The sequence below is a fragment of the Hymenobacter bucti genome (assembly GCF_042681145.1).
Classification (GTDB): domain Bacteria; phylum Bacteroidota; class Bacteroidia; order Cytophagales; family Hymenobacteraceae; genus Hymenobacter; species Hymenobacter bucti.
In genome coordinates this window covers 275,993-301,952 of record NZ_JBHUFD010000001.1, presented here as the reverse complement: position 1 = coordinate 301,952, position 25,960 = coordinate 275,993, and the positions used below count along the sequence as shown (strand labels likewise).

The 25,960-nt window shown below is 58.4% G+C and carries 23 protein-coding genes; 7 read left to right on the top strand and 16 right to left on the bottom strand.

The window, feature by feature from the left end; genetic code table 11:
• Positions 1 to 20: 20 nt before the first annotated feature.
• A complete protein-coding gene (locus ACFSDX_RS01195; RefSeq protein WP_382311305.1) occupies positions 21 to 269 on the bottom strand; it encodes an AtpZ/AtpI family protein in 249 nt (82 codons plus the stop codon).
• Between the two features lie 171 nt (positions 270 to 440).
• Here ACFSDX_RS01195 and porW point away from each other — a divergent pair, with 171 nt between their 5' ends.
• From porW to uvrC, 3 genes are all read left to right on the top strand, one after another.
• Positions 441 to 3,569, top strand: coding sequence for a type IX secretion system periplasmic lipoprotein PorW/SprE (gene porW / locus ACFSDX_RS01190; protein ID WP_382311303.1), 3,129 nt, complete (start codon positions 441 to 443; stop codon positions 3,567 to 3,569).
• Between the two features lie 104 nt (positions 3,570 to 3,673).
• Positions 3,674 to 6,022, top strand: coding sequence for a transglycosylase domain-containing protein (locus ACFSDX_RS01185; RefSeq protein WP_382311301.1), 2,349 nt, complete (start codon positions 3,674 to 3,676; stop codon positions 6,020 to 6,022).
• A 336-nt stretch (positions 6,023 to 6,358) separates the two neighbouring features.
• Positions 6,359 to 8,170, top strand: a complete 1,812-nt coding sequence (uvrC, locus tag ACFSDX_RS01180; protein WP_382311299.1) for an excinuclease ABC subunit UvrC — start codon at positions 6,359 to 6,361, stop codon at positions 8,168 to 8,170.
• Positions 8,171 to 8,311: 141 nt separating this feature from the next.
• On the opposite strand, the gene porN is transcribed toward uvrC, so the two are convergent.
• From porN to lipB, 10 genes are all read right to left on the bottom strand, one after another.
• On the bottom strand, positions 8,312 to 9,310 hold the full coding sequence (gene porN / locus ACFSDX_RS01175; RefSeq protein ID WP_382311297.1) for a type IX secretion system ring subunit PorN/GldN: 999 nt from the start codon (positions 9,308 to 9,310) through the stop codon (positions 8,312 to 8,314).
• A gap of 22 nt (positions 9,311 to 9,332) precedes the next feature.
• Entirely contained in the window at positions 9,333 to 10,913 is a 1,581-nt protein-coding gene (porM, locus tag ACFSDX_RS01170; RefSeq protein ID WP_382311295.1) for a type IX secretion system motor protein PorM/GldM, read from the bottom strand.
• Between the two features lie 51 nt (positions 10,914 to 10,964).
• Positions 10,965 to 11,741, bottom strand: coding sequence for a type IX secretion system motor protein PorL/GldL (gene porL, locus ACFSDX_RS01165; RefSeq protein ID WP_382312311.1), 777 nt, complete (start codon positions 11,739 to 11,741; stop codon positions 10,965 to 10,967).
• 96 nt (positions 11,742 to 11,837) lie between these two features.
• The gene (porK, locus tag ACFSDX_RS01160; protein WP_382311293.1) at positions 11,838 to 12,857 is read right to left on the bottom strand and encodes a T9SS ring complex lipoprotein PorK/GldK; all 1,020 of its coding nucleotides are present in this window, start codon (positions 12,855 to 12,857) and stop codon (positions 11,838 to 11,840) included.
• A 230-nt stretch (positions 12,858 to 13,087) separates the two neighbouring features.
• Positions 13,088 to 14,128, bottom strand: a complete 1,041-nt coding sequence (locus ACFSDX_RS01155) for a PorP/SprF family type IX secretion system membrane protein (RefSeq protein ID WP_382311291.1) — start codon at positions 14,126 to 14,128, stop codon at positions 13,088 to 13,090.
• 115 nt (positions 14,129 to 14,243) lie between these two features.
• Positions 14,244 to 15,068, bottom strand: a complete 825-nt coding sequence (locus ACFSDX_RS01150; RefSeq protein WP_382311290.1) for a uroporphyrinogen-III synthase — start codon at positions 15,066 to 15,068, stop codon at positions 14,244 to 14,246.
• A gap of 61 nt (positions 15,069 to 15,129) precedes the next feature.
• Positions 15,130 to 16,344: a DUF4271 domain-containing protein gene (locus ACFSDX_RS01145; RefSeq protein WP_382311288.1), complete on the bottom strand. Its 1,215-nt coding sequence runs from the start codon at positions 16,342 to 16,344 to the stop codon at positions 15,130 to 15,132.
• 1 nt (position 16,345) lies between these two features.
• Entirely contained in the window at positions 16,346 to 17,419 is a 1,074-nt protein-coding gene (locus ACFSDX_RS01140; protein WP_382311286.1) for an MraY family glycosyltransferase, read from the bottom strand.
• Between the two features lie 84 nt (positions 17,420 to 17,503).
• Complete coding sequence (locus ACFSDX_RS01135) at positions 17,504 to 17,935, bottom strand: hypothetical protein (RefSeq protein WP_382311284.1); 432 nt, start codon at positions 17,933 to 17,935, stop codon at positions 17,504 to 17,506.
• Positions 17,936 to 18,122: 187 nt separating this feature from the next.
• A complete protein-coding gene (gene lipB, locus ACFSDX_RS01130) occupies positions 18,123 to 18,905 on the bottom strand; it encodes a lipoyl(octanoyl) transferase LipB (RefSeq protein WP_382311282.1) in 783 nt (260 codons plus the stop codon).
• Between the two features lie 130 nt (positions 18,906 to 19,035).
• Between lipB and ACFSDX_RS01125 the strand changes: the two genes are divergently transcribed.
• The 4 genes from ACFSDX_RS01125 to ACFSDX_RS01110 all read left to right on the top strand — a co-directional run bounded on the left by ACFSDX_RS01125 (position 19,036) and on the right by ACFSDX_RS01110 (position 21,724).
• Positions 19,036 to 19,395 carry a YraN family protein gene (locus ACFSDX_RS01125; protein ID WP_382311280.1) on the top strand — a complete coding sequence of 120 codons (360 nt, stop codon included), beginning with the start codon at positions 19,036 to 19,038 and terminating at the stop codon, positions 19,393 to 19,395.
• Positions 19,396 to 19,401: 6 nt separating this feature from the next.
• Positions 19,402 to 20,022, top strand: coding sequence for a pseudouridine synthase (locus tag ACFSDX_RS01120; RefSeq protein WP_382311278.1), 621 nt, complete (start codon positions 19,402 to 19,404; stop codon positions 20,020 to 20,022).
• 109 nt (positions 20,023 to 20,131) lie between these two features.
• Positions 20,132 to 20,599 carry a cold-shock protein gene (locus ACFSDX_RS01115; protein WP_382311276.1) on the top strand — a complete coding sequence of 156 codons (468 nt, stop codon included), beginning with the start codon at positions 20,132 to 20,134 and terminating at the stop codon, positions 20,597 to 20,599.
• A 348-nt stretch (positions 20,600 to 20,947) separates the two neighbouring features.
• Positions 20,948 to 21,724 carry a suppressor of fused domain protein gene (locus ACFSDX_RS01110; protein WP_382311274.1) on the top strand — a complete coding sequence of 259 codons (777 nt, stop codon included), beginning with the start codon at positions 20,948 to 20,950 and terminating at the stop codon, positions 21,722 to 21,724.
• A 90-nt stretch (positions 21,725 to 21,814) separates the two neighbouring features.
• Here the strand turns inward: ACFSDX_RS01110 and lpdA are convergent, their stop codons facing one another.
• From lpdA to ACFSDX_RS01085, 5 genes are all read right to left on the bottom strand, one after another.
• Positions 21,815 to 23,221 carry a dihydrolipoyl dehydrogenase gene (lpdA, locus tag ACFSDX_RS01105; protein ID WP_382311272.1) on the bottom strand — a complete coding sequence of 469 codons (1,407 nt, stop codon included), beginning with the start codon at positions 23,219 to 23,221 and terminating at the stop codon, positions 21,815 to 21,817.
• 152 nt (positions 23,222 to 23,373) lie between these two features.
• Positions 23,374 to 23,883: a hypothetical protein gene (locus tag ACFSDX_RS01100; RefSeq protein WP_382311270.1), complete on the bottom strand. Its 510-nt coding sequence runs from the start codon at positions 23,881 to 23,883 to the stop codon at positions 23,374 to 23,376.
• A 130-nt stretch (positions 23,884 to 24,013) separates the two neighbouring features.
• Positions 24,014 to 24,394: a hypothetical protein gene (locus ACFSDX_RS01095; protein ID WP_382311268.1), complete on the bottom strand. Its 381-nt coding sequence runs from the start codon at positions 24,392 to 24,394 to the stop codon at positions 24,014 to 24,016.
• 247 nt (positions 24,395 to 24,641) lie between these two features.
• On the bottom strand, positions 24,642 to 25,352 hold the full coding sequence (locus ACFSDX_RS01090) for a carboxypeptidase-like regulatory domain-containing protein (protein WP_382311266.1): 711 nt from the start codon (positions 25,350 to 25,352) through the stop codon (positions 24,642 to 24,644).
• A 74-nt stretch (positions 25,353 to 25,426) separates the two neighbouring features.
• Entirely contained in the window at positions 25,427 to 25,882 is a 456-nt protein-coding gene (locus ACFSDX_RS01085; protein ID WP_382311264.1) for a hypothetical protein, read from the bottom strand.
• Between the last annotated feature and the right edge of the window lie 78 nt (positions 25,883 to 25,960).

The following is a 25,960-nucleotide window of genomic DNA, read 5'->3' as shown; positions in this document are numbered from 1 at the left end:
TTTAGAAATCACCCAGCTTTTTAATCGCCCTTGGTGAGCCCCCGAATAACCTGGTAGAGCGCGGCCAGCACCCCAAACAACATCAAGCCAATGGTCCACCACGGGTTTTTGGTGTGGAAGTGGCCGTCGAGCCATGTGCCGGCCCAGGCGCTGAGGCCAATGGTAGCCAGCATTTGAAACGCGATGCCCGAGTATTTGGCAAACGAGCGCAGGCGGTCGGTGGAAGCAGGAGGTTCAGCGCCTTTGGGCGGCAGCGGGTTGGTAGCCATGAAAGTAAGCGGAGGAGTGGGTAGAGATGCTACGCGGGCGGCGCCCATGAGTTTCGACGGGGCAGGGCGTAATTTTACGAGTTAGCAGGCGTTGGGGCCGGTGGCGGCCGAACCAGCCGGCCCCGGCGCGGCGTTGCGCCCTACGTATCCTTCCCTGGCTTTTCCTTGGCTTTGACTCGACTCTCCCTTTTCCGACTTTCGTGGTGCTGGCTGCTGGCGCTGGTGGGCCTGAGTGTAACGGGCTGCGCCTCCGACAAGTCGCTGGTGAGCCATGCCCTCAACAACGTGGCCGCCCGCGACAACGGCTTTTTCCTGGCCCGCGAGAAGCTGTGGGCCACCGAGGCCACCCTCTACCAGGGCCGGGTGAACGACTACAACCGCGTGCTGCCCCTCTTCCCGACCCTCGACAGCACCACGGTGCGCGCCACGCGGGCCGACCTCAACGACATTATTAAGAAGGCCTCGCTGCCCATCCAGCACCGGGTGGGCTCCGACTGGACCGACGATGCCTACCTGCTGGTGGCCTGGGCGCGCTTCTACAAGATGGAGTTCGACGATGCGGTGCTGACGTTTAAGTACGTGAACAGCACCAGCAAAGACCCGTTTGCCAAGCAGGAAGCCCTCATTGGGCTCATGCGCAGCTTCCTGGTCTTGAAGCAGATGGACAACGCCAAGGCCGTGTCGGACTTGCTCGACAAGGAAACGGGCCTGCGCAAAGACGCGCGCGAGCTGTTCCTGACCCGCGCCGAGTACTTCTTGCGCGCCCAGGAACCCAAACTAGCCATTGAGCAGCTTGAGCGCGCCGTGCCGCTGATACCGGCCAAGAACGAGCGCTCGCGCACGCGCTACATTCTGGCGCAGCTTTACCAAGAGCAGGGCCAGGACCAGGAAGCCGCCGCGCAGCTCACCGAAATCCTCAAGCGCAACCCGCCTTACGAGCTCGATTTCTTTGCCAAGCTGCTGCTGGGCCAGGTGTCGGAGCTCAACAGCCAGAACAACGCGCGACAGGAGAAATACTTCGCCGGCTTGCTCAAAGACCCCAAGAACAAGGAGTACCGCGACAAAATTTACTACGAGATGGGCCGCCTGGCCTATCGCCAGCAGCGCTACGCCGATGCCCTAGGTCTGCTGCGCACCTCGGCCAAGGCCACGACCACCAACAAGTCGCAGCAGGGCTACACCTACCTGCTAGCGGGCCGCATCTACTACGAAAACCTGCAGAAGTACCGCCTGGCCGCCGCTTACTACGACAGCACCACCCAGGCCATGCCCAAGGACAACCCCACCTACGCGGCCATTGAGGAGCGGGCGGGCATCCTCAAGGAATTTGCTAAGCAGTACACCATCATCGAAACCCAGGACAGCCTGCAAGCGCTGGTGCGCCTACCCGCCGCCGAGCTCGAGCAGCGCCTAGCTAAGTACGCCGCCGCCGAGCTGGAAGCCAAGCGCGTGGCTGCCGAAAAAGCCCTGGCTCTTCAAAAAGCGCAGCAAAAAGCCCAGCAGGCCCAGGCCCAAGGCGTGCCCGGTGCCCCGAGCGCCCTCAGCGGCAACCAGCGCGACATCAGCAACCCTAACGCCTATGACCCCAACAATGCGGTGGCGGCGGGCGCGCTCTGGTATTTCGACAACCCCACCTCGCTGAGCACGGCGCGGGCCGACTTTATCCGCAAGTGGGGCGACCGCGGCCTGCGCGACAACTGGCGCACCGTGAACCAGCCCAGCAACTCACCCAACACTCCGCAGAATGGCGGCGTGCCGCCCAGCATCACGGGCAACACCCAAACCCGCGTAAACGGCGACCCAGGAACGGCGGGCACCGACGCGGGCAACACTGCCGCGCCAGACCCCGCCGCTGCGCAGCAGAGCTTGGTGGCGCAGTACCGCAGCGCCTTACCGAGCACGCCCGAGAAGCTGGAAGTATCTAACCTCCAGACCGAAGCCGCCATGTACGAGCTGGGCGGCATCTACAAAGAGCTGCTGAAAGAGCCTGCCCGCGGCTACGAAACCTACACCAAGCAAGTCACCCGCTACCCGCGCGGCGCCAACGCGCCCGAGGCATACTACCTGCTGTACCTCTACTACAAAGGCCTGCCCAACGCTGAGAAAACGGCCCAGTATGCCGCCGCGCTCCAGCGCGAGTTTCCTAGCTCGACCTACGCCAAGCTCATTGCCGACCCGCGCTACCGCGAGCACGAGCTGGCGCTGCACAACGCCGTGGCGGCGCGGCTAGATTCGGCCTTTGTACTCTATAAGGAGCAGAATTTCACGAAGGCTAAGGCCGTGTTACTCCGCACCGAGCGGCAATACCCTAAGAGCGACCTCAACGACCGCGCGGCCTACCTGCGCACGCTGCTGGCCATTCGGACTCAGCCGCCGCGCACGGCCCGCGCGGCCGTCGAGCAGTTTTACACCGACTATCCCAGCAGCCCGCTGGTGCCGCTGGCCAAGGCCCTGGCCGACTCTTACAAGAAAGCCGCCGATGGCCAGCTCGCCGGCGCCTTGGCCTCAACTGATAAGCCCGTGGTGTCCATCTTCCGGCCGGGCGAGGTTAATAATCGGCTGCGCATTGAGTATGATGACGCGCCGCCGGCGCTGGATGCGCCGGTGCCCGCTGCCCTGCCAGTTCTGCCTACTCCTGCACCGGCCCTAGGTTCGTCGCCCGCGGCTCCTGCGGCGGCAGCTGCCACTGCCTCCCCCATCAAGCGAGCAGCAGCCCGCCGCCCGCGCACCGCGCCGGGCAAGCGGGCGCTGGCCCCTGCGGCCAAGGACACGACTAAGACTACTCCACCAACGAACGCGCCGGCGGCGGGCACTGCTGCACCGGCCACGCCCGCACCCACCGCAGCGGCGCCCGTCAATGCCCCGGCGGCGCCTGCTACTTCCCCGGCGGCGCCCGAGCCTGCTACGCCCACCCCCGCCGCGCCGGCCGTGGCCTACACTACCCAACTGAGCGCGGCCCACGCCGTAGCCTTAGTGTATCCCAAGGGTACGGCGCCCACGGCCGACCTAGGCGCGCAGCTCACGGCGTATAACAGTAAGTTCTTCCGGGCGAATAACCTCGTAGTATCGCCACCGCAGCCCTTGGGGCCCGACCAGGAAGTGGTGGTGGTACGGACTTTGCCGGGGGCCAAGGTGGCCCAGAGCTACGCCACCAAGCTGCGGGGGCCGCAGTCGCCGCTGGCGCGGCTGCGCGGCCAGGGCTACCAGGCCATCGTCATCAGCCTAGCCAATCTGACCCTGCTGCAAGAGGCGGGCGACGTGGCCGGCTACCAACAATTTTTTCAGAAGGTTTACCAATAGCAAAATCAGGGATAAAGGGCCAGGCCACGCCCCGGCGCCCCTAGGGTAGCTGGCCGCTCACTTTTGCCCGCGCCGCTGGTCCTGCTTCGCTTTCATCTCGTCTTATGCCTACTTCTTCACCAGCTCGCCCCGCTCCGCGCCCCAAGCCCCGCCAACCGGCGGCCGGGCGGCCGGGCCGCTTCCACGCCTTTACGCGCACCCTGTGGGTGCTGTTTGGGGGCGGTTTGTTGGGGCTGGTGCTGTACGTGGCGGCCGTGAATTACAACTTCATGGGCTGGTTTGGGCGCATGCCCAACTTGCGCACCCTCGAAAATCCCAAGAGCGAGCTCGCCTCCGAAGTGTACTCGGCCGATGGCGTGCTCCTAGGTAAGTATTTCCGCGAAAACCGCACCCCAGCCGACTATCAGGACTTGCCCCAAAACCTGGTGGACGCTCTGGTAGCGACCGAGGACGTGCGCTTCGAGCAGCATTCGGGCATCGACTTCAAGAGCATTATGCGCGCCGTGGCGGGCCTGGGGCGCAGCGGCGGCGGCTCCACGCTGTCGCAGCAGGTGGCCAAGGTGCTGTTCAAAACCCGCCCCGGCGAAGCGAGCAATCTCAACGACGGCACCCTCAACGGGGAAGGCAAGCTCGGCCTGCTCATCACTAAAACCAAGGAGTGGCTGCTGGCCATCCGGCTCGAGCGCAACTACACCAAGCGCGAAATTCTGCGGATGTACCTCAACACCGTGGACTATGGCTCCAACGCTTTCGGTATCAACACGGCGGCCAAGACGTTCTTCAACAAAAAGCCTAAAGACCTGACCACGCCCGAGGCCGCCACGCTGGTGGGCATCGTGAACGCGCCCTCGCGCTTTAGCCCGGCCTCGCACCCGGCGCGCTCGCGCCGCCGGCGCAATTGGGTGTTGCAGCAGATGAACAAGTACGGCTATATCTCGGCCGGCGAATTGGCGCAGGATACGGCCAAGGCCATCGTGCTGCACTACAGCGTGGAAAGCCCCACGCAGGGCCTTGCACCGTACTTCCGCACCGAGGTAGCTAAATATCTACAAGCCTGGGCCAAGGAAACGGACCACGACCTGTATGCCGATGGTCTGAAAATTTACACGACCCTGGACTCGCGGATGCAGGGATACGCCGAAAAAGCGGTGGCCGAGCACCTGGCCTTGCAGCAAAAGTGGTTTTCGGCGCAGTGGAAGGGCCAGCAGCCCTGGCGCGACGAGAACGGCCGGATTATCCCCAACTTCCTGGCTACCTCCATGCGCCGCACCCAGCGCTACAAGTCGCTGATGACGCGCTACGAGGGTAACAAGGATTCGGTGAACTACTACCTGCGCCACAAGTACCGTATGCCGGTGTTTTCGTGGCAGGGCGAGAAGGAAATGTTAATGTCGCCAATGGACTCGCTCGACTACTACAAGCGCTACCTGCGGGCGGGCTTCATGGCCGTGAACCCGCTCAACGGGCAGGTAAAAGCCTGGGTCGGCGGCCCCAACTACAAGTTTTTTAAGTTTGACCACGTGCGGCAGGGCAAGCGCCAGCCGGGCTCTACGTTCAAGCCCATCGTGTACACGGCGGCCATTGCCGAGGGGTATTCGCCCTGCTTCCCGCGCCCCGACGTGGCCACCACTTTCCCCGGCGCGGCTGGCCGGCCGCCCTACACACCCCGGAACTTCGAGGGCAGCTTCTCGGGCCGCTCCTTCACGCTGCGGCAGGCACTGGCGCGTTCTATGAACTCCATCACGGCCTGGCTGGTGATGCAGCTCACGCCCGAGAAAGTGGTGGACTACGCCAAACTCCTAGGTATCACCTCGCCCATCGACGCAGTTCCCGCCGTGGGCTTCGGCGCTTCCGATTGCAGCATCTTTGAGCTGTGCGGCGCCTACGGTACCTTCGTGAACAAGGGCGTCTGGACTTCGCCCATTATGGTAAAGGAAGTACGGGATAAAAACGACAACTTGCTGCGCGAATTCATTCCGCGCACCCGCAACGTGCTGACCGAAGAAACGGCCTACGTGATGACCAACATGCTGGAGGCCAGCACTACCGAGCAAGGCGGCACCAGCACCATCCTGCACACGGGCTTCAAGTTCAACACCAATATCGGGGCTAAGACGGGCACGACGTCCAACTACTCCGACGCCTGGTTTATGGGCATCACGCCCGACCTTGTCTGCGGCATGTGGGTCGGCGGCGAAGACCGTAGCATCCACTTCCGCAACGGTGCTTACGGGCAGGGCGCCCGCCTGGCGCTGCCGCTCTACGGCATCTTTATGAAGAAGGTGTACGCCGATAAGAGCATTGATATCAACAAAGGGCCGTTTCCGGCACCTAGCCACCTCACTACCGAGCTCGATTGCTCGCGCTACTACGGCGCCCAGCGTGACACCATTCCGTACGAACAGAAAATGGCCCAGCCCACCACCAACGGCCTCAACAAAGAAGACATATAATCGCAGATTTAACTGATTTAACGGATTGCACAGATACGCCTGCCTGCGGCAGGCTGGCTAAGTGGTTTTTGGTTTTACTGAGCGTATTTTGGGGGTGGTTTGAGATGATATTGGGCAGCGGCCGGCTACTTTTGCCGGCCGTTTTGCGTTCTGCTAACTTGGAGTCTAAAAGGCACCTTAGGCGCTATCAGTATCCACAAGGGCACTCGCAGAAAATAGCCCTAGGTACCTCAAAGCAGCCGCGCCAGCGGCATATCCGTTTCATTCGTACCAGAGCCAGCCCCGCGCAGCGGGGCGTATCTGCGCAATCCGTTAAATCCGCTAAATCTGCGGTCTATGGCAGCCAAATCTGAAATTCAAGAGCAAATAAACCGCCTGCCTCACCAGCCGGGCGTGTACCGGTACTTCGACGACGAGGGCATCATCTACGTGGGCAAGGCTATCGACCTGCGCAAGCGGGTGAGCAGCTACTTCACCAAGCAAGACCACAACAAGAAGACGCAGCAGCTGGTCAAAAACATCAAGCGCATCGAATTTACTATTGTGAACTCGGAGTCGGACGCGTTTTTGCTCGAGAACAACCTCATCAAGCAGTACCAGCCCAAGTACAACATCTTGCTTAAGGATGGCAAAACGTATCCGTACCTGCTGCTGACTAAAGAGCGTTTTCCGCGTCTCATCCCCACGCGCAACAAGCAGCCCGGCGATGGCCACTACTTTGGCCCCTACGCCAACCAGAGCGGCCTCAACGTGCTGCTGGAGCTCATTCGGGCCTTGTACCCACTGCGCACCTGCACGTACAACCTAAGCCCCGAAAACGTGGAAGCCGGCAAGTTTAAGGTGTGCCTAGAGTACCACATCGGCAACTGCAAAGGCCCGTGCGAAAACAAGGAGGACGAGGCCGCCTACAACCAGTACATCCAGCAAATCCGGCAGATTCTGGGCGGCGACTTGCGCCTGCCCAAGCAGTACTTCCGCGAGAAGATGACGGCCGCCGCCCAGGAGATGCAGTACGAACTGGCGCACCAGTTCAAGCAAAAGCTGGATAAGCTCGACGACTTTCAGGCCAAGAGCACCATCGTGAGCGCCACGCTCACCAACATCGATGTGTTCAGCATAGCCTCCAATGAGAAGGCCGCGTTCGTCAACTATTTTAAGGTGATGAACGGCAGCATCATCCTCACGCAAAACCTCGAATTGACCAAGAAGCTCGATGAAAGCGATGGCGAAATTCTGGCCCCGCTTATCATGCAGCTACGGCAGGAGTATGAGAGCGAGGCGAAGGAAATCCTCACCAACGTGCCCGTGGGCGACCTGCCTCTGCCCGGTGTGGCCGTGACCCAGCCCCAAATCGGCGATAAGCGCAAGCTCTTAGAACTTAGCATCAAGAACGTGCTCTACCTGCGTAAGGAAAAGGAGAGTATGAACGAGAAGAGTAAGGACGTGAACGAGGTGCGCATCATGGAGCAGATAAAGAAGGACCTGCGCCTGACGGAGCTACCCAAGCACATCGAATGCTTTGATAACTCGAACTTTCAGGGCGACAATCCAGTGTCAGCGATGGTGTGCTTCCGCAACGCGCGCCCCAGCAAGAAAGACTACCGCCACTACCACGTGAAAACGGTGGTTGGCCCCAACGACTTCGACACGATGTACGAGGTTGTGACGCGCCGCTACCGCCGCTTGGTGGACGAGGGTGCCAGCCTGCCGCAGCTAGTTATCGTGGACGGCGGCAAGGGCCAGCTCAGCATGGCCGTGAAAGCCATTAAGGACCTCAACTTGTGGGGCCAAATGGCCATTATCGGCATCGCCAAGCGCTTAGAGGAAATCTACGTGCCTAACGACCCGCTGCCGCTTTACATCGACAAGAAGAGCGAGAGCCTACGCCTGTTTCAGCGCATGCGCGACGAAGTGCACCGCTTCGGTATCACCTTCCACCGCAATACTCGCGACGCCGCGACGCTAAAAACCGAACTGACCGACGTAAAGGGCCTAGGTCCTATTACGGCTGATAAACTCCTCAGCAAGTTCAAGTCGGTCAAAAAAATAAAGGAATTGACCGAAGCTCAACTCATCGCCGAAATAGGAAAGGCTAAAGCCAAGGTGCTGCTCAATTACTTCGAGCAACAAGAAGCCCCAACCGAATAATCAATCGACTCAGCCACAACAACCAAACGCAAAAAGAGCCCCGACCAATAGGTCGGGGCTCTTTTCATTTCTTAACCAACTCCTAAGTCAGGAGCGAGGCTCCGTATCCGCGCAATCAGTTTAATCTGCTGAATCTGCGGTCTAGAAGGACCATAGGTTGTACTCATACTCTACTAAGTCAGCAGCAATTTGCTGCGAAGCCAGCAGGCCTTGGCGCTCGCCACCGTACTGACTGGCAAGGTCATCACCGGCCGGGTTCGACACTTTCGTGATGTAGGAGTTGAACAGCCACAGCTCAAATGCATCAGCTAGGTTCTTGTGCTGCGCATCGTTCTGGGCATTAAACCAAATGGCCGTTTGCGGATTGTTGCGGAACACCTTTACCAAGTCAGCATACTTGAAAGTTGCCACGTTCTTCTCTAGTCCCGAAGTATTCTGAGCCAGGGTCGAGGGCAATTTCAGCGAGATGGTTTTGATTTGGTGGTACATCCGCGACCGCTTCTTGTCGAATATCATCTCCTCCGACAGCTCCATCTGGTAGAGGTCTTTGGGGCGATACTCGGCAGTGGTAGCGGGCGGGGGCGGCGGAGCGACAGCAACCGACGATACTGGTACCGTGCGATATACTTGCTTACCGTTTTTCTTCACTGGCTTGCCTTTGCTGTCCAGCACTGCCACACGCTTGGTAGCAGGCTTCTTTGACGAAGCTACTGGCGCGCCCCAGCCATCATCGGCCGCAGCAGCTTTCTTAGTGCTTTTGGCAGGCGGTGCCCCGGCACCCCAATCGTCCCCATCAGCACTAATGGGTGCATCGAGGGCGTAGGACATGTTAGCCGACATCTCCTTAGCAGTGAGGGTAGAAGTTACTGAGTCGTTTTTGTACGCCTGCAGTTCGCCTCGCTTCACGGCATCCATAATAACCCGGCCTATTTCCTTCCCATCCGAATACATCGGAAGGTTTTGCTTTTCGCGCAGGTCAATGGCCCGCCAGATGGTCTTGCGAAACATCTGGTCGGATACTGGAATGGCCCGAACCGCACCCGTTGTGGCAGTAGCTGCAGCCTGCTCTTGAGCGTGAGCTGTTACCGCCGCCGTCAGCGCTGCGAGCGTAAAGGGAAGTATTTTGAAATAGCGGGTCATAATAGAGAGAATAACTAAAAGCTTATTGCAACGGGATGTTGAACGTGCGGGTCATGCTCACATCTTCCACTTGGCCCTGGAAGTTGTTGCGCTGCACACCTAGTACTTCAATGAAGAGGCGGTCACCTTCACGATAGGCATTCACCATATCGCTCATGTCACCTTGCGGACCATTGATAGTTTTCGGACCTACCACGGGGCGCTTGCCGCGGGCGAGAACTGCGGTAAAGCGCGATACGCGGTAGCGAGCGTCTTCGGGCAGGAAAGTGGCAAAACCGGGGTCAGGAACAGCCTTCATCGTGATGGTACGGATAGCCGTACCAGGCGTGCCTTGCTTCTCGTTAGCCTTGCTACCCCCAACATAACATTCTATAGTTGGGTTCGGAATTGGACGGACTTTGAATTGCTGCGAGCCAATGGCGTTGCCGCCGCTGCTCACGTTCAGCGTCACCTCGCGGGCGTTGGGCACCAGCGTCACTTCGCCTTTCTGGCCCGTGATTACCGAAGCACCCGAAGCCGAGAAGCTAGGCTGATACTGGGCACCTAGGGCCGGTACCTGCACGCTCAGCTTATTGCCGCACTTGTAATACAGCGCCTGCACCGAAGCCGACTGAATCTGCATGACCGGCTTGGTAATGGTGTAGGGAACGGTAACCTTGAAGGTAGTATCGCGGCCATTCTGGTTGATACGGATAGAACCCGTCCAGTTGGCTTTAGCATTGCCGGAAGCATCGAAATTGCCAGGACGAGCCGTGAATTCAATCTTACCGTGGTTGCTCTTGGGGTCAACGGAAAGCGGGCTGCCGTTGTAGGTCATGTTCTGCTTCAAGCCGCTGGCCGCAGCCGTCAGGAACAGTTCAGCCTTGTATTTGGTACCGGCGGCAACCGTGTTTGACTCGGCCGAAGCAAAAGCCCCGAGCTTGTCAAATACGATGGTCTTGGCACCTACCTTCTCCGCCTGCTTCTGCAACGCGTCGGCCTGATACTTCAGCACTTCCGTTTCCTTCTGGCTAAGCACTGCCAAGGCAGCCACTACCGGCGTGTTCTCAAAGTTGAATTCAGCAAAGTTTTTACTTTTTTGCTCCTTGTCCGTCACCTTGGGGTCAACCTTAGCGTCGAGTGCCAGAGGAGCCGCGTCGGGCACGTACTGCTTAATGTAGTCAGCATAGCCGTTCAGCTTGTCCTTCAACGGGTAAGCCAAGCCATTCTTAGCACCACCCAACATCGTGATAGCTACTTTGTCAGTAGCTTCCATGTTGTGGAACTCACCAGCTTTCGAGTTTTCAGTGGCAGTAATCAGCTTGTCACGCACCTGGTCGATGTAAGCAATTACCTCCTTTGTCTTCTCGCGAATTTCTTCGCTTTGCTTCAGCACCTGCTGGTCGGCAGCCTGGTTACGGTTTTTAGCTACCGCCTCCTGAATACCTTTTACAGTGCCGTCAGCGGCCTTGTCAGTTTTAGCATTGACGTCAACCAAGCTGTCGTCAATGAGTTTAAATTTTTGTAGAATTGCGGAGTTAACGTTGAGCGCCAGAAGAGCAGTTAGCACGAGGTACATCATGCCAATCATCTTCTGCCGCGGCGTTTCATTAGCTGATGCCATCAGATAGTCTCGCTATAGTGATAAGTAATTGAGATAGTTAGTTCTATCGGATTAGTTGGCGCCGGCACGCATGGCGTTCAGCATATTGCCGTACACGCGGTTGAGCGAAGTGAGGTTGCCCGTGAGGTCGGCCACCTGCGTTTGCATCTGCTCGGTGTCTTTGCCAGCTTGCACCATGTTCTCCATAGCCTTGCCTAGGGTGCCGTAGAACTGGTTCATCGACTTGAGGTGCGTGTTGGCATCCTGCAATTCCATTTCGTACACAGCATTCAACGCGCCCAGATTTTTAGTCACGTTCTGCACTTGCAGATGGTAAGCCTTGGCATCGCCCGTAGCGTTCGACATAGCCGATACAGCCTCTACCGTATTAGAGTAAGCCTCGTTGATGCGCTCCAGCGATTGAGCAGCCGTGCGTACTTTCTTGGTGTACTCTTCGGTCACGTTGGTGGCTTCGCCTAGCTGACCCAATTGGGCCGTGGTAGCGCTGAGGCGGTTTAGGCCCTGGCCGAGGTTAGTAAGCGCCTCGGGCGTAACGTTGGCGTTTTTGAGCATGTCGTCCAGCTTGCCAGTCAAGCCATTCGGCTGAGGACCTTTAGCGTCGCGGAAACGGTTATCATTAGTGCTGGGGTCATAACCTTCGCTTAACTCGGGGTACACCAGCGACCAATCGGTTTCTTTGGAGTGGGGCTGAAACGAGCTCAGGAAGAAGATAGCGGCCTCGGTTAGCAGACCAACCGTAAGCATAAGGTCGGCACCGGGTAAGTGACGAATTTTGAATAGAGCACCAACGATTACTACCGCTGCCCCGATGCCGTATACCATCGGCATTACTTTATCGAAGAAGAAATTACCTTTAGCTGCCATTGTGATTGTAGAAAACTTTAAAAAATAAGTGAAATGGTGTTGTGATGCTACTATAAAGAATTACCGGTTCAGGCTGCGGTTGCTGCCCATGCCAATCTGAATCATGGAGCAGCGGAAACCGATGTAAGAGCGCGAAGAATCCTGGTATTCGAAATTGCGGGTGCCCGTCTCGAGGAAGTACTGAATATCTTTCCACGAGCCACCACGCACTACTTTGCGCGGCTCATTATCGTCAGGATTGGTAGGGTTCAAATCCCACACAACCGGCACGGAAGCCTCCATGTAGGCATCGTCGCACCACTCCGACACGTTACCGGCCATATCATACAGGCCGAAGTCGTTGGGGAAGTAGGAACCTACTTCCGAAGTGTAAGCGTAGCCATCCGAAGCATAGTCACCGCGGCCGGGCTTGAAGTTGGCTAGCATGCAGCCTTTCGTATTGCGGACGTAAGGGCCACCCCAGGGGAAGGTAGCGCCTTCGCGGCCGCCACGAGCGGCGTATTCCCATTCGGCTTCCGAAGGCAAGCGGAAGTTGGGCAGCGGGGCTTCGCCACGCTCTTCATTAGTCGAGTTTTTGTATTTCGAGCGCCAGTTGCAGAAGTACTTCGCTGCAAACCAGTCGACACCTACCACGGGGTAGTCATCAAACGCTGGGTGCGAATAGTAATACTCAAGCAGCGGGTCGCCCATGTGGTACGTAAAATCACGCACCCACACAGTAGTATCTGGATACAGCTCTGTTTTTATATAGTCTTCACCTAGGGCCTCCACCGAGTCTTGCATGATGGCGCTCACAAACTGCCGGTATTCGTTGTTCGTGATTTCGGTTTCATCCATGTAGAAGCCAGCGATAGTCACCTGCTTATTCATGTTCACCATGGAAGCCGAAATATCCTGGTCAGTTTGTCCCATGTGGAACGTACCGCCCGGGCAGGGAACCATACCAAACGGAACGTCTTGTGGATTAAAAATCGGCCGGTCTTCCGCGCCTACCAAGTCACCCTGATAGTTTTTTGTAAAACACCCACCCATGAGCAACCCGGAGAGGGCGAGGAGGGGTAGTGCCAGAATTTTTTTCATAATAAAGAAAAGACTAATTGTATATCCAGGTGCTAGCAGGGCGTATTGTATCGTCTGGCAAATCTACACTATTTCAAGTCGTCCCGCAATATCGGCCCGACATAGAGCAAGTGTTATTTGTTCCGCAAAACGAAAAAAACGCCCTAAACAGCTAAAAAGGGCTTTTTTTGTGAGGAAAATATTTCTTTACAAAGATTTTATCTTTTTCCAATCTGTAATCCAAAATAGGACTAAAAGCTGTAGCGAGGGGTTCGAATCGCAGGACGAGTAATTAAACCAACCTTAGGCATGCGCAGCGAAAGCATGATTTCGTGCGAGCTGAGGGCCAAGGCATCCTGGTGGAAAGCAATGAAGTCAAACGCGTAGCCGAAGCGAAAACGGTTGTCGGGCCCAAAGCTGGCACCTACCAGTCCGGCAATGGATTCGTCATACCGATAGTTCACGCCCGCCCAGAATCGGTCATCCAGGGTGGCGCGCACACCTCCCTCCAGGGAGTAATTGCGCTGGTTATCGTACTTACTCTTAGTATCATAGTCACCCGGCAATACAGCTTTAGCAAGTATCGTCGGCGTCACGACAACGGAAGAGGATGCTTCGATATTGTAGCCCGCCGTAAAGTAGGCATGATTCTCGCCCAAATACTGGCTGGCCGTACCCCTCACACCCGTGCTGGCGAACGTATACTGCGAACGGAATAAATTGTTGGCGCTAAGCCCTGCGTAAAATTTGGGGCTTTCGTACCAAACCCCGGCTCCGGCATCGAACTTATGGTCAGAAGCGCCCTGAGCGGGTACGTTGATATCGTTGGGGTCGATGGCACGGTAAGTACCGTTGCCTAGGTAGGTGTAGGTACCTTGGATGCCGAGGCCCAGCACCCCACTGCCAAGCTTAATATGCTGCGAGTAAGACAGCGCTCCGTTGGTCGTTTTGATGGGTCCAGTTTGGTCGTAGTACACCACCAGGCCCACGCCACCGCTAATGGGCAGAATGGGCACCGAAAACGAGGCCATGCCAGTGCGCGGCGAGCCGTTATCGTCGCCCTGCGTATTGCTGAGGTTATAGTATTGGTAGCGACCAATTACGGTAACTTCAGTCTGCCCTTTTATCCCGGCATACGCCGGGTTCAGGTACATGCCATTGAAGCCGTAGTGCGTGAACTGGGGCTGCTGCTGGGCCATAGCAGTGCCTGCTGCTGCCAATAGCAGCAAGGGAGCAAGTACAATTCCCTTCATACAAGTGGAGAGAGAAAACGGAGAAGATAGGGCAGGCATGGGAAGAAAACGAGGAAACACCTCGCTTTCAAATGTAACTCCTAAATGGCCGCTACACGCAGCAGAATAGGCAAATAGCTCGCTCTTTACCCCCTAGCACGCAGCTACCTTCCTGCTAGCTGTTATCCTTGGCTTTGTCAACGCTGGCACTAGGAGCCAAGGTATGCTGCCGGATATACGCTTCGATGGCTCCCGTCATAGAGGGTGCATTAGGCATGGGGGCTTCGATGTCAAGAATAAGCCCAGCATCACGGACGGCCTTGGCCGTGGTAGGCCCAAACGCCGCGATGCGGGTAGTATCCTGCACAAAATCAGGGAAGTTAACGAAAAGCGAGCTGATGCCGGAGGGGCTAAAAAACGCCAGGCAGTCGTACTTCACATCCGACAGGTCGGAGAGGTCGCTGGCGACCGTGCGGTAGATAACGGCTTCCGTAAACTTGAGATTATTGGCCCGCATAAACTCGGGTAAGTCATCCTTACGGATGTCCGAGCATGGATACAAAAACTTCTCGCCTTTATGCTTTTTGATAACCTCGAAAAGGTCGGCGGCCGTGCGTAAGCCCACGAAGAGCTTGCGCTTGCGCAACACGATATACTTCTGCAGGTAGTTGGCCGTTTGGTCCGAAATACAGAAGTATTTCATCTCGGCCGGCATCTCCAGCTTGGCTTCCTGGCAAATGCGGAAGAAGTGGTCAACCGCGTTGCGAGAAGTAAAGATGACCGCGGTATACTCCAGAATGTTAATCTTTTCTTTCCGAAATTCCTTGTACGGTACGGCCTGTACGTCAATGAATTCGCGGAAATCAACCCGAATGCCGTACTTTTCAGCTAGCGGCGAATAGGGCGAAACATCAGTGGCGGGCTTAGGCTGGGTAACCAGAATGCTGCGGATGGGCTTGGCGTGCCGGTTCAGACCCGACTGTGCTGCGCTCTCGGCCATAAGAATAAATAAGGGTAACGCTAGGGCAATAGACTAAATGCTGGGGCTTCAACAGCCTACCTCAATCAGGGTATGTAAATACAATGATTTTGAGTAGTACTGCCAGGGGCAGTATTTCGGTAGCACAAAGGTACGCGAACAAATGAAGATTAAGCAGTGACGTGCGCTGATGCAGCGTACGCGCTACCCGCAATACCGTCACGGTAAGTAGTACCAGTACGAAACTATTTGCCAGTTTAACAATGGGGGGCCAGTAAGCGTTCAGGCTCAGCAGTAACAGCAGCACTACCGGCACCAGCAGCCCAATAAGCAGCGTAGTGCGCAGAAATTCGCGGTAGTGAATGGTAGCGAGGGGCCGCAAGTCAAAAATATAGCTCAATCCCTCGACTATCAACAACTTACTCACCATAAAGGCTACGATAAGCCCGGCATACAGCCCTACCCGCGACAGGGTGGCGGACTCGGGCATTTTGAGCAGTTGATTGACGAGCGGCAAACTGCTAAAATCGGTGTGCAACGCAGTCAGCAGTAGCGAAAGCGAAAGCGCAAACAGCAGAGTCAGAATTAAATTTAGCAGAGTGAACGCGGGCCGCACCAAAAAATCGGGCGTATCGGCCGACGTCCCAAACAAATCAGTCACCTGCAGCACCCGCGCCAAGCCCACCGGGTAGGCATTGCGCACTACACCATAGAGCAAGCCTACCAGCAACAACCCCAGCAGCAGCGGCTGGCTTTGCAAGGCTGCTTGCTGCGGCTGGGCAAGGCTAGGAGCTACGGCGGGCGTGCCCGCCGTAGCGGCGGGTCCTTTGGCCGCCGCTACGGCGGATGCAGGTTCCGTAGTAAATGACCCTAGGGCCGGGTAGCCATCGGGCTGCCACACGGCCAGCAGATGCGCGGCCGGGGCCTGGCGCGGCAGGCTGTGGGCAAGGTCTACCCTATAAGCACCAGCCTTAGTGGCCGTAAAAACCAACCGATTGTCGATAAAGATGCTCAGCCCGGGCTGGGCCGCGAAGGCAAGCGGCCAGGGCTGCCCGGCGCGCAGGCGCACCCACTGGTAGTAGGCGTGGGCGGGCGCATGGTAGCCCGGCAGGTACAGAATAAGCCGATTATGCAAGGCATCGTGCAGCAGCCAGCCGTCGGCCGAGAGGCCCGGGGCGGGCGCGGGGGGCAGCGGGCGGTACTCGGCCGCTTGGCTGGCAAACGCCAAACACCAGGCCATTGCCACGAGGGCCCACTGCGGCCGCAACCGTCGGCACCACTTAGCTACCGTGCGCACGCTACGAAGAGGCTACCTGCCGCCGGGCAACCCGGCTTTGATACACTCCCAGGAACACGCTCAGCAACACGCCAAAGGCGATGAGCGCGCCGATGAGCGCCAGATTGCCCAGGCCAGTGAAGCTGATAACGAACAGGATAACCACGGCGTTGAGCAGCCCTAGCAGGAGCACGGTGCTGATTTGGGAAAACCCCAGGGCCATAATCCGGTGGTGGATGTGGTTCTTGTCGGGCGAGAAGGGCGACTTACCGGCCAGCGCGCGCAGGGTAAATACCCGTAGCGTGTCGAACAACGGCACAAACAGGATACCTAGGGTCACGGCCGGCGCCATGTTGCCGAAGGGCTGCCCGGTGCCGTTGCCCATCTCGATGAACTGAATAGCCAGAATCGACACGATAAAGCCGCAGACCAGCGACCCGGTATCACCCATAAAAATGCTGGCCTTGTGAAAGTTGTAGCGCAGAAAACCCAGCATGCCACCAATTAGGCAAACGGCCACGAAAGCGTAGTTGCTGAACATGGCCCCGCCGTAGCGGTAGAAATAATAACCAAACGTGCCACTAATAATCAGTACCATCGTGCCCGCTAGGCCATCCAGCCCGTCGATAAGGTTGATGGCATTAGTGATGCCCACAATGACGACGAACGTGAACCCGTAGCTGAATCCCATCGGCAGCGTTTCGATACCTAGGATGCCCTGAAAGCTGGTGATGCGCACGTCGGCCATTATCATCACGACGCCGGTGGCCAGCAGCTGGCCGATGAATTTCTTCATCACCGAGATGGTCACCATGTCATCTTTGAGGCCCACGAAGAACAGAATGATGCAGCCCGCCAGCAGCTGCTGCACGCCATTGCCAAGGGGCGCAAAAATGGTGAGCGCCGACATAAAGCCCGCGAAGATGGCTACCCCACCCAGTCGGGGCGTCAGGGACTGGTGCACGGTGCGGCCATTGGGGGTATCGAGCAGGTTTTTGAGGTGCGCGATAAACACGATGGACGGCACCGCAAACATTGCAATCAGCAATGCCCACAGCGCCGCGAGTGCCAGGTAGATGGTAAAAGTGTGGTTCATAGCGCAAAAGCGACAAGCCCAACGACGAGCAAAAACAGAAAAAGCGGAGCAGGCGCCGCTACGCCAGAGGCAAGCGAGCGCTCATTAGCCGTGCAGCACCCCCGCCCGGCCCGCCAGCAGGTCGAGGCGGCTGAAGTTGCCGGGCACAATGGAATCCGGAACGAACACAAACTTTTTGTCGAAAATCTGTCGGTCGCGGTAGTAGCTCACCCAGTATTGGTTGGTGAGGTAAAAAATAGCGGGGTCAATCAGCTCAATGGGCGTGGCGGAGTGTGCCGCTACCTCCGGAAAATGGTAGCGCAGCGTAGAAGTCCGCACGGCCTCGCCATCGGGCTGCGTACCGTAGCCCTCTGAGGCAATGATGATATTTTCGAGCGGAAAGTCATTATTATTTAGCAGAAAAACCTGCCAGGTAGCCACGCCGGTTTCACCCGGTGTTGTTTCCGAAGCATCGGCATCGGGCACAATCGCAATGGAGACGCCCACAACGGGCTCAAAAGGAATGTCTTGTTTCATGAGGCAGCAAATGCTGGCGAGCCAGGGGCCGGGCCATCACTACTCCTTAGTGATGGCGACCCGCTTAAAAGTAAGCTACAGCCAGCTTATTTATTCTCGATATGGTGGGCGTAGATACTTGCATATCAGTATATAACACCCTAAAATTTCAACTTCATCTAACCTAGGTGCCATTGCACCGCCTACTCTAGCTGAGGCTAGCCCCCAGCTGAATGCCCAACTGCTCCAGCAACTGCTCCTGCACTTCCGCTACCGCCACCGCATACCCTAGCTCGGCTTGCAGCGAGGTCACGGCCTTATCAGTAATGCCGCAGGGCACGATGTGGCCAAAGTAGCTGAGGTCCGTGTTCACGTTGAGCGCCAGGCCGTGCAGCGTCACCCACCGGCTGCACCGCACGCCCATGGCGCAGATTTTGCGCGGGCGTGGGGCACCCTCTTCCCAGTCGAGCCACACCCCGGTGAGGCCCGCGATGCGGCCGGGCCGCAGCCCGTATTGCACCAGCGTCTGGATAACGGCTTCTTCAAGCGCCCGCAGGTACCAGTGAATATCGGGGCGAAAGTTTTCGAGGTCCAGCAGCGGGTACAACACCAGCTGGCCCGGGCCGTGAAACGTGATGTCGCCCCCGCGGTTGATGCGGTGGAAGGTGGCGCCGTGCGCCGCCAGGGCGGCCTCGTCGAGCAGCAGGTGCTCGGGCTTGCCGCTTTTGCCTAGGGTGTAAGTAGGCGGGTGCTGGCAGCACAGCACGTGGTTGGGCGTGGGCTGCGGCGGCTGGCCGGTGGCTTCGGCCTGGCGGTTGGCCGCCTTTATGGCAAGCGTGTCGGCCAGCAGCTGCTCCTGCAAGTCCCAGGTGGGCACGTAGGGCACGAGGCCCAGCCGCCGCACCTCTAGGCGCCGAGCGCCGGGCGTTGGCGGAGTACTTTCGCCTGGGCTAAGCGCTACTGGGGCGGCGCAGGCCGAATAAATATCCATAGCTTTCAGAGACAAAGCGCGGCGGTAGCGCGGTGGGCGGTTATACAAAGGTACTTCGCACCGCAGGCTTTGGCTTAGAGGCCGCGGGCAGCCCCCCGAGCAAGTAGCACGCAATGCTTTTTTACATTTCATGAGTACTTCCGCGCATGAGCTAGGCCGGGCCGGCGAAATGGCAGCGGCCACTTTTTACCAGCAGGCGGGCTATGCGGTGCTGGCCCGCGGCTACCGCCACGGCCGGGCCGAAGTAGACCTAGTCGTGCAACGTGGCCAGGAACTGCTCGTGTTCGTGGAAGTCAAAACGCGGTCGGGCAGCCATTACGGCCCACCCGAAACCTTCGTCTCGAACCGTAAAAAGGAGCTCTTCCGGCTGGCCGCCACGCACTTGCAGGAAGAGCTAAACTGGACCGGCGACATTCGCTTCGACATTCTGGCCCTTACCCAGCTCAGCCAGGGCTTCCGGCTAGAGCTATTTGAAGACGCATTTTATTAAAACTCCTTGACCATCGACCTCTCCTCAGCTGAGCCGACCAGCCCGCACCGCCACTTTCTGCTGCACAAACCCGCGGGCTACCTCAGCCAGTTTGTTAGTGCCTTTCCGCGCGAGGCGCGCACCAAGCGCTTCCTAGGTGCGCTCCACGACTTTCCGCCGGGCATCATGGCCGTGGGGCGGCTCGACGAAGACAGCGAGGGTCTGCTGCTGCTCACCACCGACGGCCGCCTGAGCGAGGCCGTGCGCAGCCGCCACATGGAAAAGGAATACTACGCTCAGGTCGATGGCCTCCTCACCGACGACGCATTAGCCCAACTGCGGCAGGGCGTTGATATCAGCATCCACGGCACGCGGTATCGCACCAACCCGTGCCAAGCCCACGCCTTGATTACGCCCCCTACCCTCGCCCCGCGGGCCCGCCCGGTGCGCGACGACCGCCACGGCCCCACCAGCTGGCTGTCGCTCACGCTCACGGAAGGCAAGTTTCGGCAGGTCAGGAAGATGACGGCGGCCGTGGGCTTGCCCACGCTGCGGCTGGTGCGGGTGCGCATCGGGCCGTGGCACCTAGGCGACCTGCTGCCCGGGCAGGTGCGCGAGCTGGCCGATGTGGCCGGGGTCTTTGCCTGAAAGAGTAGCTAATTAAGTTATTTTTCGTATCTTCGGCGGAATCTAATTGGCTGTTTTATCCTTTTATAGGATAAGATACTACTCCAACGATACCGCTACCAAAGCACCTATGGCAAGAGCACAGGAAACCTTTAGCAAAAAGGAAAACGAGAAAAAGCGCCTAAAAAAGAAAAACGACAAGGAAGAGAAGCGTAAAGAGCGCCAAGCCAATGCCACCTCGGGCCAGAGCCTAGAGGAAATGATGGCTTACGTAGATGAAGAAGGCAACATCACGGCGACGCCGCCCGACCCTAATCGTAAGCGCAGGGAAATCAGCCTGGAGAGCATCCAGGTGAGCGTGACCAAGCAGGAAGACCGCGAGCCGGAAGACACCATGCGTACCGGCACCGTATCGTTCTTCAACGACTCGAAAGGCTACGGCTTCATCAAGGACCAGGCTTCGCAGGAGAGCATTTTTGTGCACGCCAACGCCCTAGGCGGCCTCACCCTCAAAGAAGGTAACAAAGTGACCTTCGAGGTAGAGCCCGGCCAGAAAGGCCCCACGGCCGTGCGCGTAAAAATGGCGCCTACCGGCTAACGCGATTTTTTGAGCGCTTCGCGTTCGTACTACTCTATACAAAGAGGCAGCCGCTTTCGAAGCGGCTGCCTCTTTGTATTTCAGATGTATTGGCTTTGCTTTGGCCATTCCGTTAAGCACCCACTAGAATACTGTGCTCTGTGAGCAATAGCCAAACCGGACGATAGTGGCCTAGCAGGGCACCGCGCAGCTCACTAGGGTCATCCTGCTAGGCCACCAGCATCACCAGCAGCTGTCTATACACGCCGGCCTGAGCTTGGCGCGCCACCGCTGGGGCGCCGAAGTAGCTGCCACTACAACCAATTGGCAACCGCAACCTTGCCACAAACCGAAGCCGTATAGCCGCTTATGTCTGATTCGCCCATCTCCCCCACCCGCCCCGGCCAGGACAAGCCGGAGCTGACGCCTTCGGGCGCGCCCATCTACCGCTACGAAGGCACCGAGCCCGCCCCGTTTGAGCTAGCCAGCGGCGACGATACCACCATCACGGCCATTGCCGACCACATCGAGCGTTACCTAGGGCCAGTGAGCGGCGTGTACCACGAAATCATCTCCGACAAGGTGCACCTCGACGTGCACGTGGTGCCGCCCAGCGCCGACTTCCCGTTTTATGCCCTCGTCACTTCGGGCATGAGCGACCGGCCCATGACCGTGCCGCCCGAGGCCAGCCCCGACGATGCTCCGCCCTTTGCCGAGCTGTGCATCTTGCTACCCAGTACCTGGAATATTCCCGCTGACCCAACCGAAGTAGCCACTGCTTTTGAGGATGAGAACGTGTACTGGCCCATCCGGTGGCTGAAAATGCTGGCCCGCCTGCCGCACGAGTACGGCACCTGGCTGGGCTTCGGCCACACCATCCCCAACGGCGAAGACGCCGCGCCTTTCGCCGACAATACTCATTTGGGCTGCATGCTGCTACTCACGGCCCTCAGCCTGCCCGAAGAGTTTCAGACCTTGGAAATCAGCCCCGAGAAAACGGTGCATTTCTACACGCTCTACCCCATTTACCGCGAGGAAATGGAGCTAAAAATGGAGCAGGGCGTTGATGGGCTCATTGACCGCTTCGAGGCCTATGACACTGGCGACGTGCTGGACCTAGCGCGGCCCAATACAGCGCTGAGTTGAGCTTTATTGGAGTGGTTTACCAGAAACGCAAAAGAGGCTGAAGCTTCCATAGCTTCAGCCTCTTTTGCGTTTCTGCCGCAGGGCGGGGTATTACATGTGAATGGCCCTGTTCTCGGTAGCGGCCAGGCAGGCTTCTTTCATAGCCTCGGCGTAGGTGGGGTGCGAGTGGCTCATGCGGGCCACGTCCTCGGCGGAGGCGCGGAACTCCATGGCCGTCACGGCTTCGGCAATGAGGTCGGCGATACGCGGCCCTATCATGTGCACGCCCAGGATTTCGTCGGTGGTTTTGTCGGCCAATACTTTCACAAAGCCGTCAGTGTCGCCGCTGGCGCGGGCGCGGCCGCTGGCTTTGAAGGGGAACGAGCCCACTTTGTAAGCCTTGCCCTGCTCCTTGAGCTGCTCCTCGGTGTAGCCCACGCCGGCCACTTCGGGCCAGGTGTACACCACGCCGGGGATGAGCAGGTAGTTGATGTGCGGCTTCTGGCCCACGATGGTTTCGGCCACGAACACGCCTTCTTCCTCAGCCTTGTGGGCCAGCATGGCGCCGCGCACCACATCGCCGATGGCGTAGATGCCGGGCACGTTGGTTTGCATATGGGCATCGACCTTGATGCGGCCGCGCTCTTCCATTTCTACGCCGGCCGCCTCCAGGTTGAGGCCGGCGGTGTAGGGCACGCGGCCTACGGCCACGAGGCAGTAGTCGCCCTCAAATTTCACCTCCTCGCCCTTGGCGTTGGTGGCGGTCACGGTCACATTGTCGCCGTCGCGGGTGGCGCCGGTCACCTTATGATTGAAGAAAAACTCGATGCCGATTTTGCCCAGCACGCGGCGCAATTCCTTACCCAAGCCGCGGTCCATAGTCGGGATGATGCTGTCCATGAACTCCACTACCGATACTTTGGCACCTAGGCGGGCGTACACCGACGCCATTTCGAGGCCAATCACGCCGCCGCCAATCACTATCATGTGCTTGGGCACTTCGCGGATGTTTAGGGCCTCGGTGCTCGTGATGATGCGCTGCTTGTCCTGCTGAATGAACGGCAGCACCGTGGGCTTCGAGCCGGTGGCGATGATGACGTTCTTAGTTTCAATCTGCTGCGCCTCGCCGCCTTCGGTGGGCGCGATGCTGATGTGCGTTTTGTCAACGAACGAACCGACGCCTTGCAGCACGTCGATTTTGTTCTTTTTCATCAGGTAGGCGATGCCGTCCACGTTGGCCTTCACCACGCCGGCCTTGCGGTCTATCATGCGGTTCATGTCCACCGTCAGGTTGTCGAGCCCGATGCCGTGGTCAGCGAATACCGAGTGGGCGTTGTGGTAGTGCTCCGAAGAGTCGAGCAGCGCTTTGCTCGGGATGCAGCCTACGTTGAGGCAGGTGCCGCCCAGGGTGGGGTACTTCTCGATGAGGGCGGTTTTGAGGCCCAGCTGGGCGCAGCGGATGGCGGCCACATAGCCGCCGGGGCCCGAGCCAATGACGGTGACGTCGTACTGATTCATAATCACAAAAAACAGGTTCGACCAGCCAGCCGGCCAGCCCCACAAAGATACACGGGCCCGGCTGGCGAATACTCGCTGGCCGGGCCCGCTTTTCTAACATCCTAGGTCGCCGTAACGTGCTGCCGGGCAGCTACCCACCAGCCTAGGGTTCGCTATCTTTTAGCCAGGCCCTTGGCCAAGGCCGAGCCACCGGCCAGCACCAGGGCATCTTCGCCCGCGCCCACCAGGGCGGTGGGCGTGTTGGTTTTCTCACTGATGCCCTTGCGCAGGTAGTAGGTAAGGTAGGTGGCCGCCACCGTACTTAGGGTGCCGATAAGGGCGCCGCCCACCGCGCTGCCGCCCTTGGCCTTGTAGAGCGTGGCGCCTACCAGCGCGCCCGAGGCGGCGCGCGTAGCCAGCTGTTGCGGCACAATGCGGTTGGGCGTCTTGGGCAGCTTATCGCCCACCAGCTCACCGGCAATCAGAAATTTGAGCGCTTTGGCGGTGCCGGGGCGGGCCAAAAACCGCAGCGGCGAGCCGGCCAGGCCCGGTGCCAGCGCCTGGCCCGCCAAATACTGGCTCAGAAAAGCCGGGCCAACCGTAGCGCGCGAACCTGTGAGCGCGGCCAGACCGAGGGCCGGCCAGAACCGGGCTGCCTTGGGATTAAAAAATGCAGATGCCATGGGGGAAAAATCAAGTAAAATGAACTAGCCGCAGTACGCAAAAGCCGCGCGCCAGGCCGAAACCCCGGGCACACAAAAGCCCACCCGAAACCGGGTGGGCTTTTGGCCACAGTAGTCGGGTCGCCGCCGACTAGTTCATGCTGCCAGCGTGCGAGCGCAAAATTTCGCGGGCGATGGCCAGGTTCGTTTCGCGCGAGTTCACCACGAGGTAGATAAACTTGTTGCCCGCCGCATTCAGCTTGATGAGGTGCAGCTGGTTGGTGAGCGTAATGAGGATATCCTCAATGTTCTCACCCGTGAGCTTGAGCGCGCTCATAGCCTTCTGCTTTTGCTTCACCACCTCCGTGTTGTAGGCCGCCGCCGTCTCGGGGTTGAGCGAGGGCGAATTGGAGTGCGAGGCCAAAGCCATGCCCGAGGTAACGTCGACCACGGCGATGGCCACCAGGCCGGGCAGGTCGTTGATGATAGCTTCGACCGTTTGGCCGGCGGGGTTGTTTTTAGAATATGCCATTGGGGCTAGGGTAGGATAAAGTAAAGAATCGTTGAAAGTTGAATTGATGGACGATGAATCGGCGGAAGTTGAATGGGCAATAGTTGATAGCAACGCGTCTGCTTGCTGCTTCTTGGCAACGAGCTTGCGATAGGTCCTTGCTTTCACGCAGCGGGCATAAGGAGTGGGCGGGCCTAGGTGGGCTGGTGAGGCGGGGGCGGCGTGCAGCCCCTACCCCACCAGCTTCTACCCATCCCGCGTAACTCAGTTAAAAGAACAGCCAGTGCTTGCGCTTGCCCTCTTTGGGCTGCAACACAACGGCGGTAGTGGCGGCGTTGGCGGCTTTCACTTCCTGCTCGGTGTAGCCACCGTAGCCGTACTGAAGCGTGGCTTGGCTACTGGCCGCCACGCGCAGGCTGTAGTTGCCATTGGCGTCGGTGCTGGTACCGTAGGAAGTGCCTTTTTGCAGCACCGTGGCGCCGGCCAGCGGCAGGCCTTTTTCGTTCAGAATGCGGCCGTGCAGCACTACTGTGCGGGCCAGCGCTGCCTCGGGGGCCATGGCCTCGGGTGCGGCGGCCATCGTAGCCATCGACAGACTAGTGGCCGACGCCGATAGGTTGGTTGCGGGCAGCTTGCTAGCCGGCAGTTTGCTGGCGGGCAGGTTGGCCGCCATAGAAGCCCCGGCCACCAGGGCACCCATCATCACAAAGCTCATGGCCCGGCGACGGAAGCGCTGGGGCTGCTCGCGCATCGACTGCAGCTGGCGTCCTACCCAGGTGGGGGCGGCGGCAGGGTTTTCGTCGGCTTGCAGGTGGTGCCAGCGCGTTACTACCGAATAGGCCTCGCCAGCATCGCGGCGCAGGTAGTCTTCCACAGCTTGGGCCGAGGAGCGGGCGAGGTCGCCGCGCAGGTACGCATCACGATACACGGGCAGTAGTTCGCCGGTTTGAGCATCGAAGGGAGTAGCAGTAAGTTTCATGGTACGGAGGGTGTAAGAAGGTGAGAAGGGAATTAAATAAACTGGACTTTTGATACTAATAACTATTTGTGAATCTAAAATCTATCGTTTAGTAAGGCAATGGCTTGGCGCATGATTTCACGGGCTAGTGCCAGGTTGGTGTCGGCCCGGGCAATTGCCAGGCAGAGCAGGTATTGCCCGGTTGGGGCCAGGCGCAGCAGGTGCAGCTGGGAGGGTAGCGTCAGCAAAACCTCCTCTACTTGCTCAGCCTCTTGGTTTTGGGCTGCCTGGCTGGCTTGCAGTTGTTGCAGCGCGGCCGACCAAAACGGGGCCGCGCCCTTGGGCCATAACTGCGGCTGCGTGGTGTAGCTAGCCAACACCTCCCCAGAACCGGTAGCTATTACTGCCGCCATCAGCAGTTCCGGTAGCTCGGCCAGTAGGTACCGAAGGGAATTTTCTGCCCCGGTAGTGGTGGCTCCCGCAGTAGCTACCACTTTAAACAAAGGCCGTTGGCCCATACCGGGCAGATGACGCAGAAAGGGAAGATTCATAGTATCCGGGCTAGTAGCTCCCGGCTGATTCATTCAAAAAACAAAATTGGAGTGGACAAAGCTAAAGACTAGTTAGTG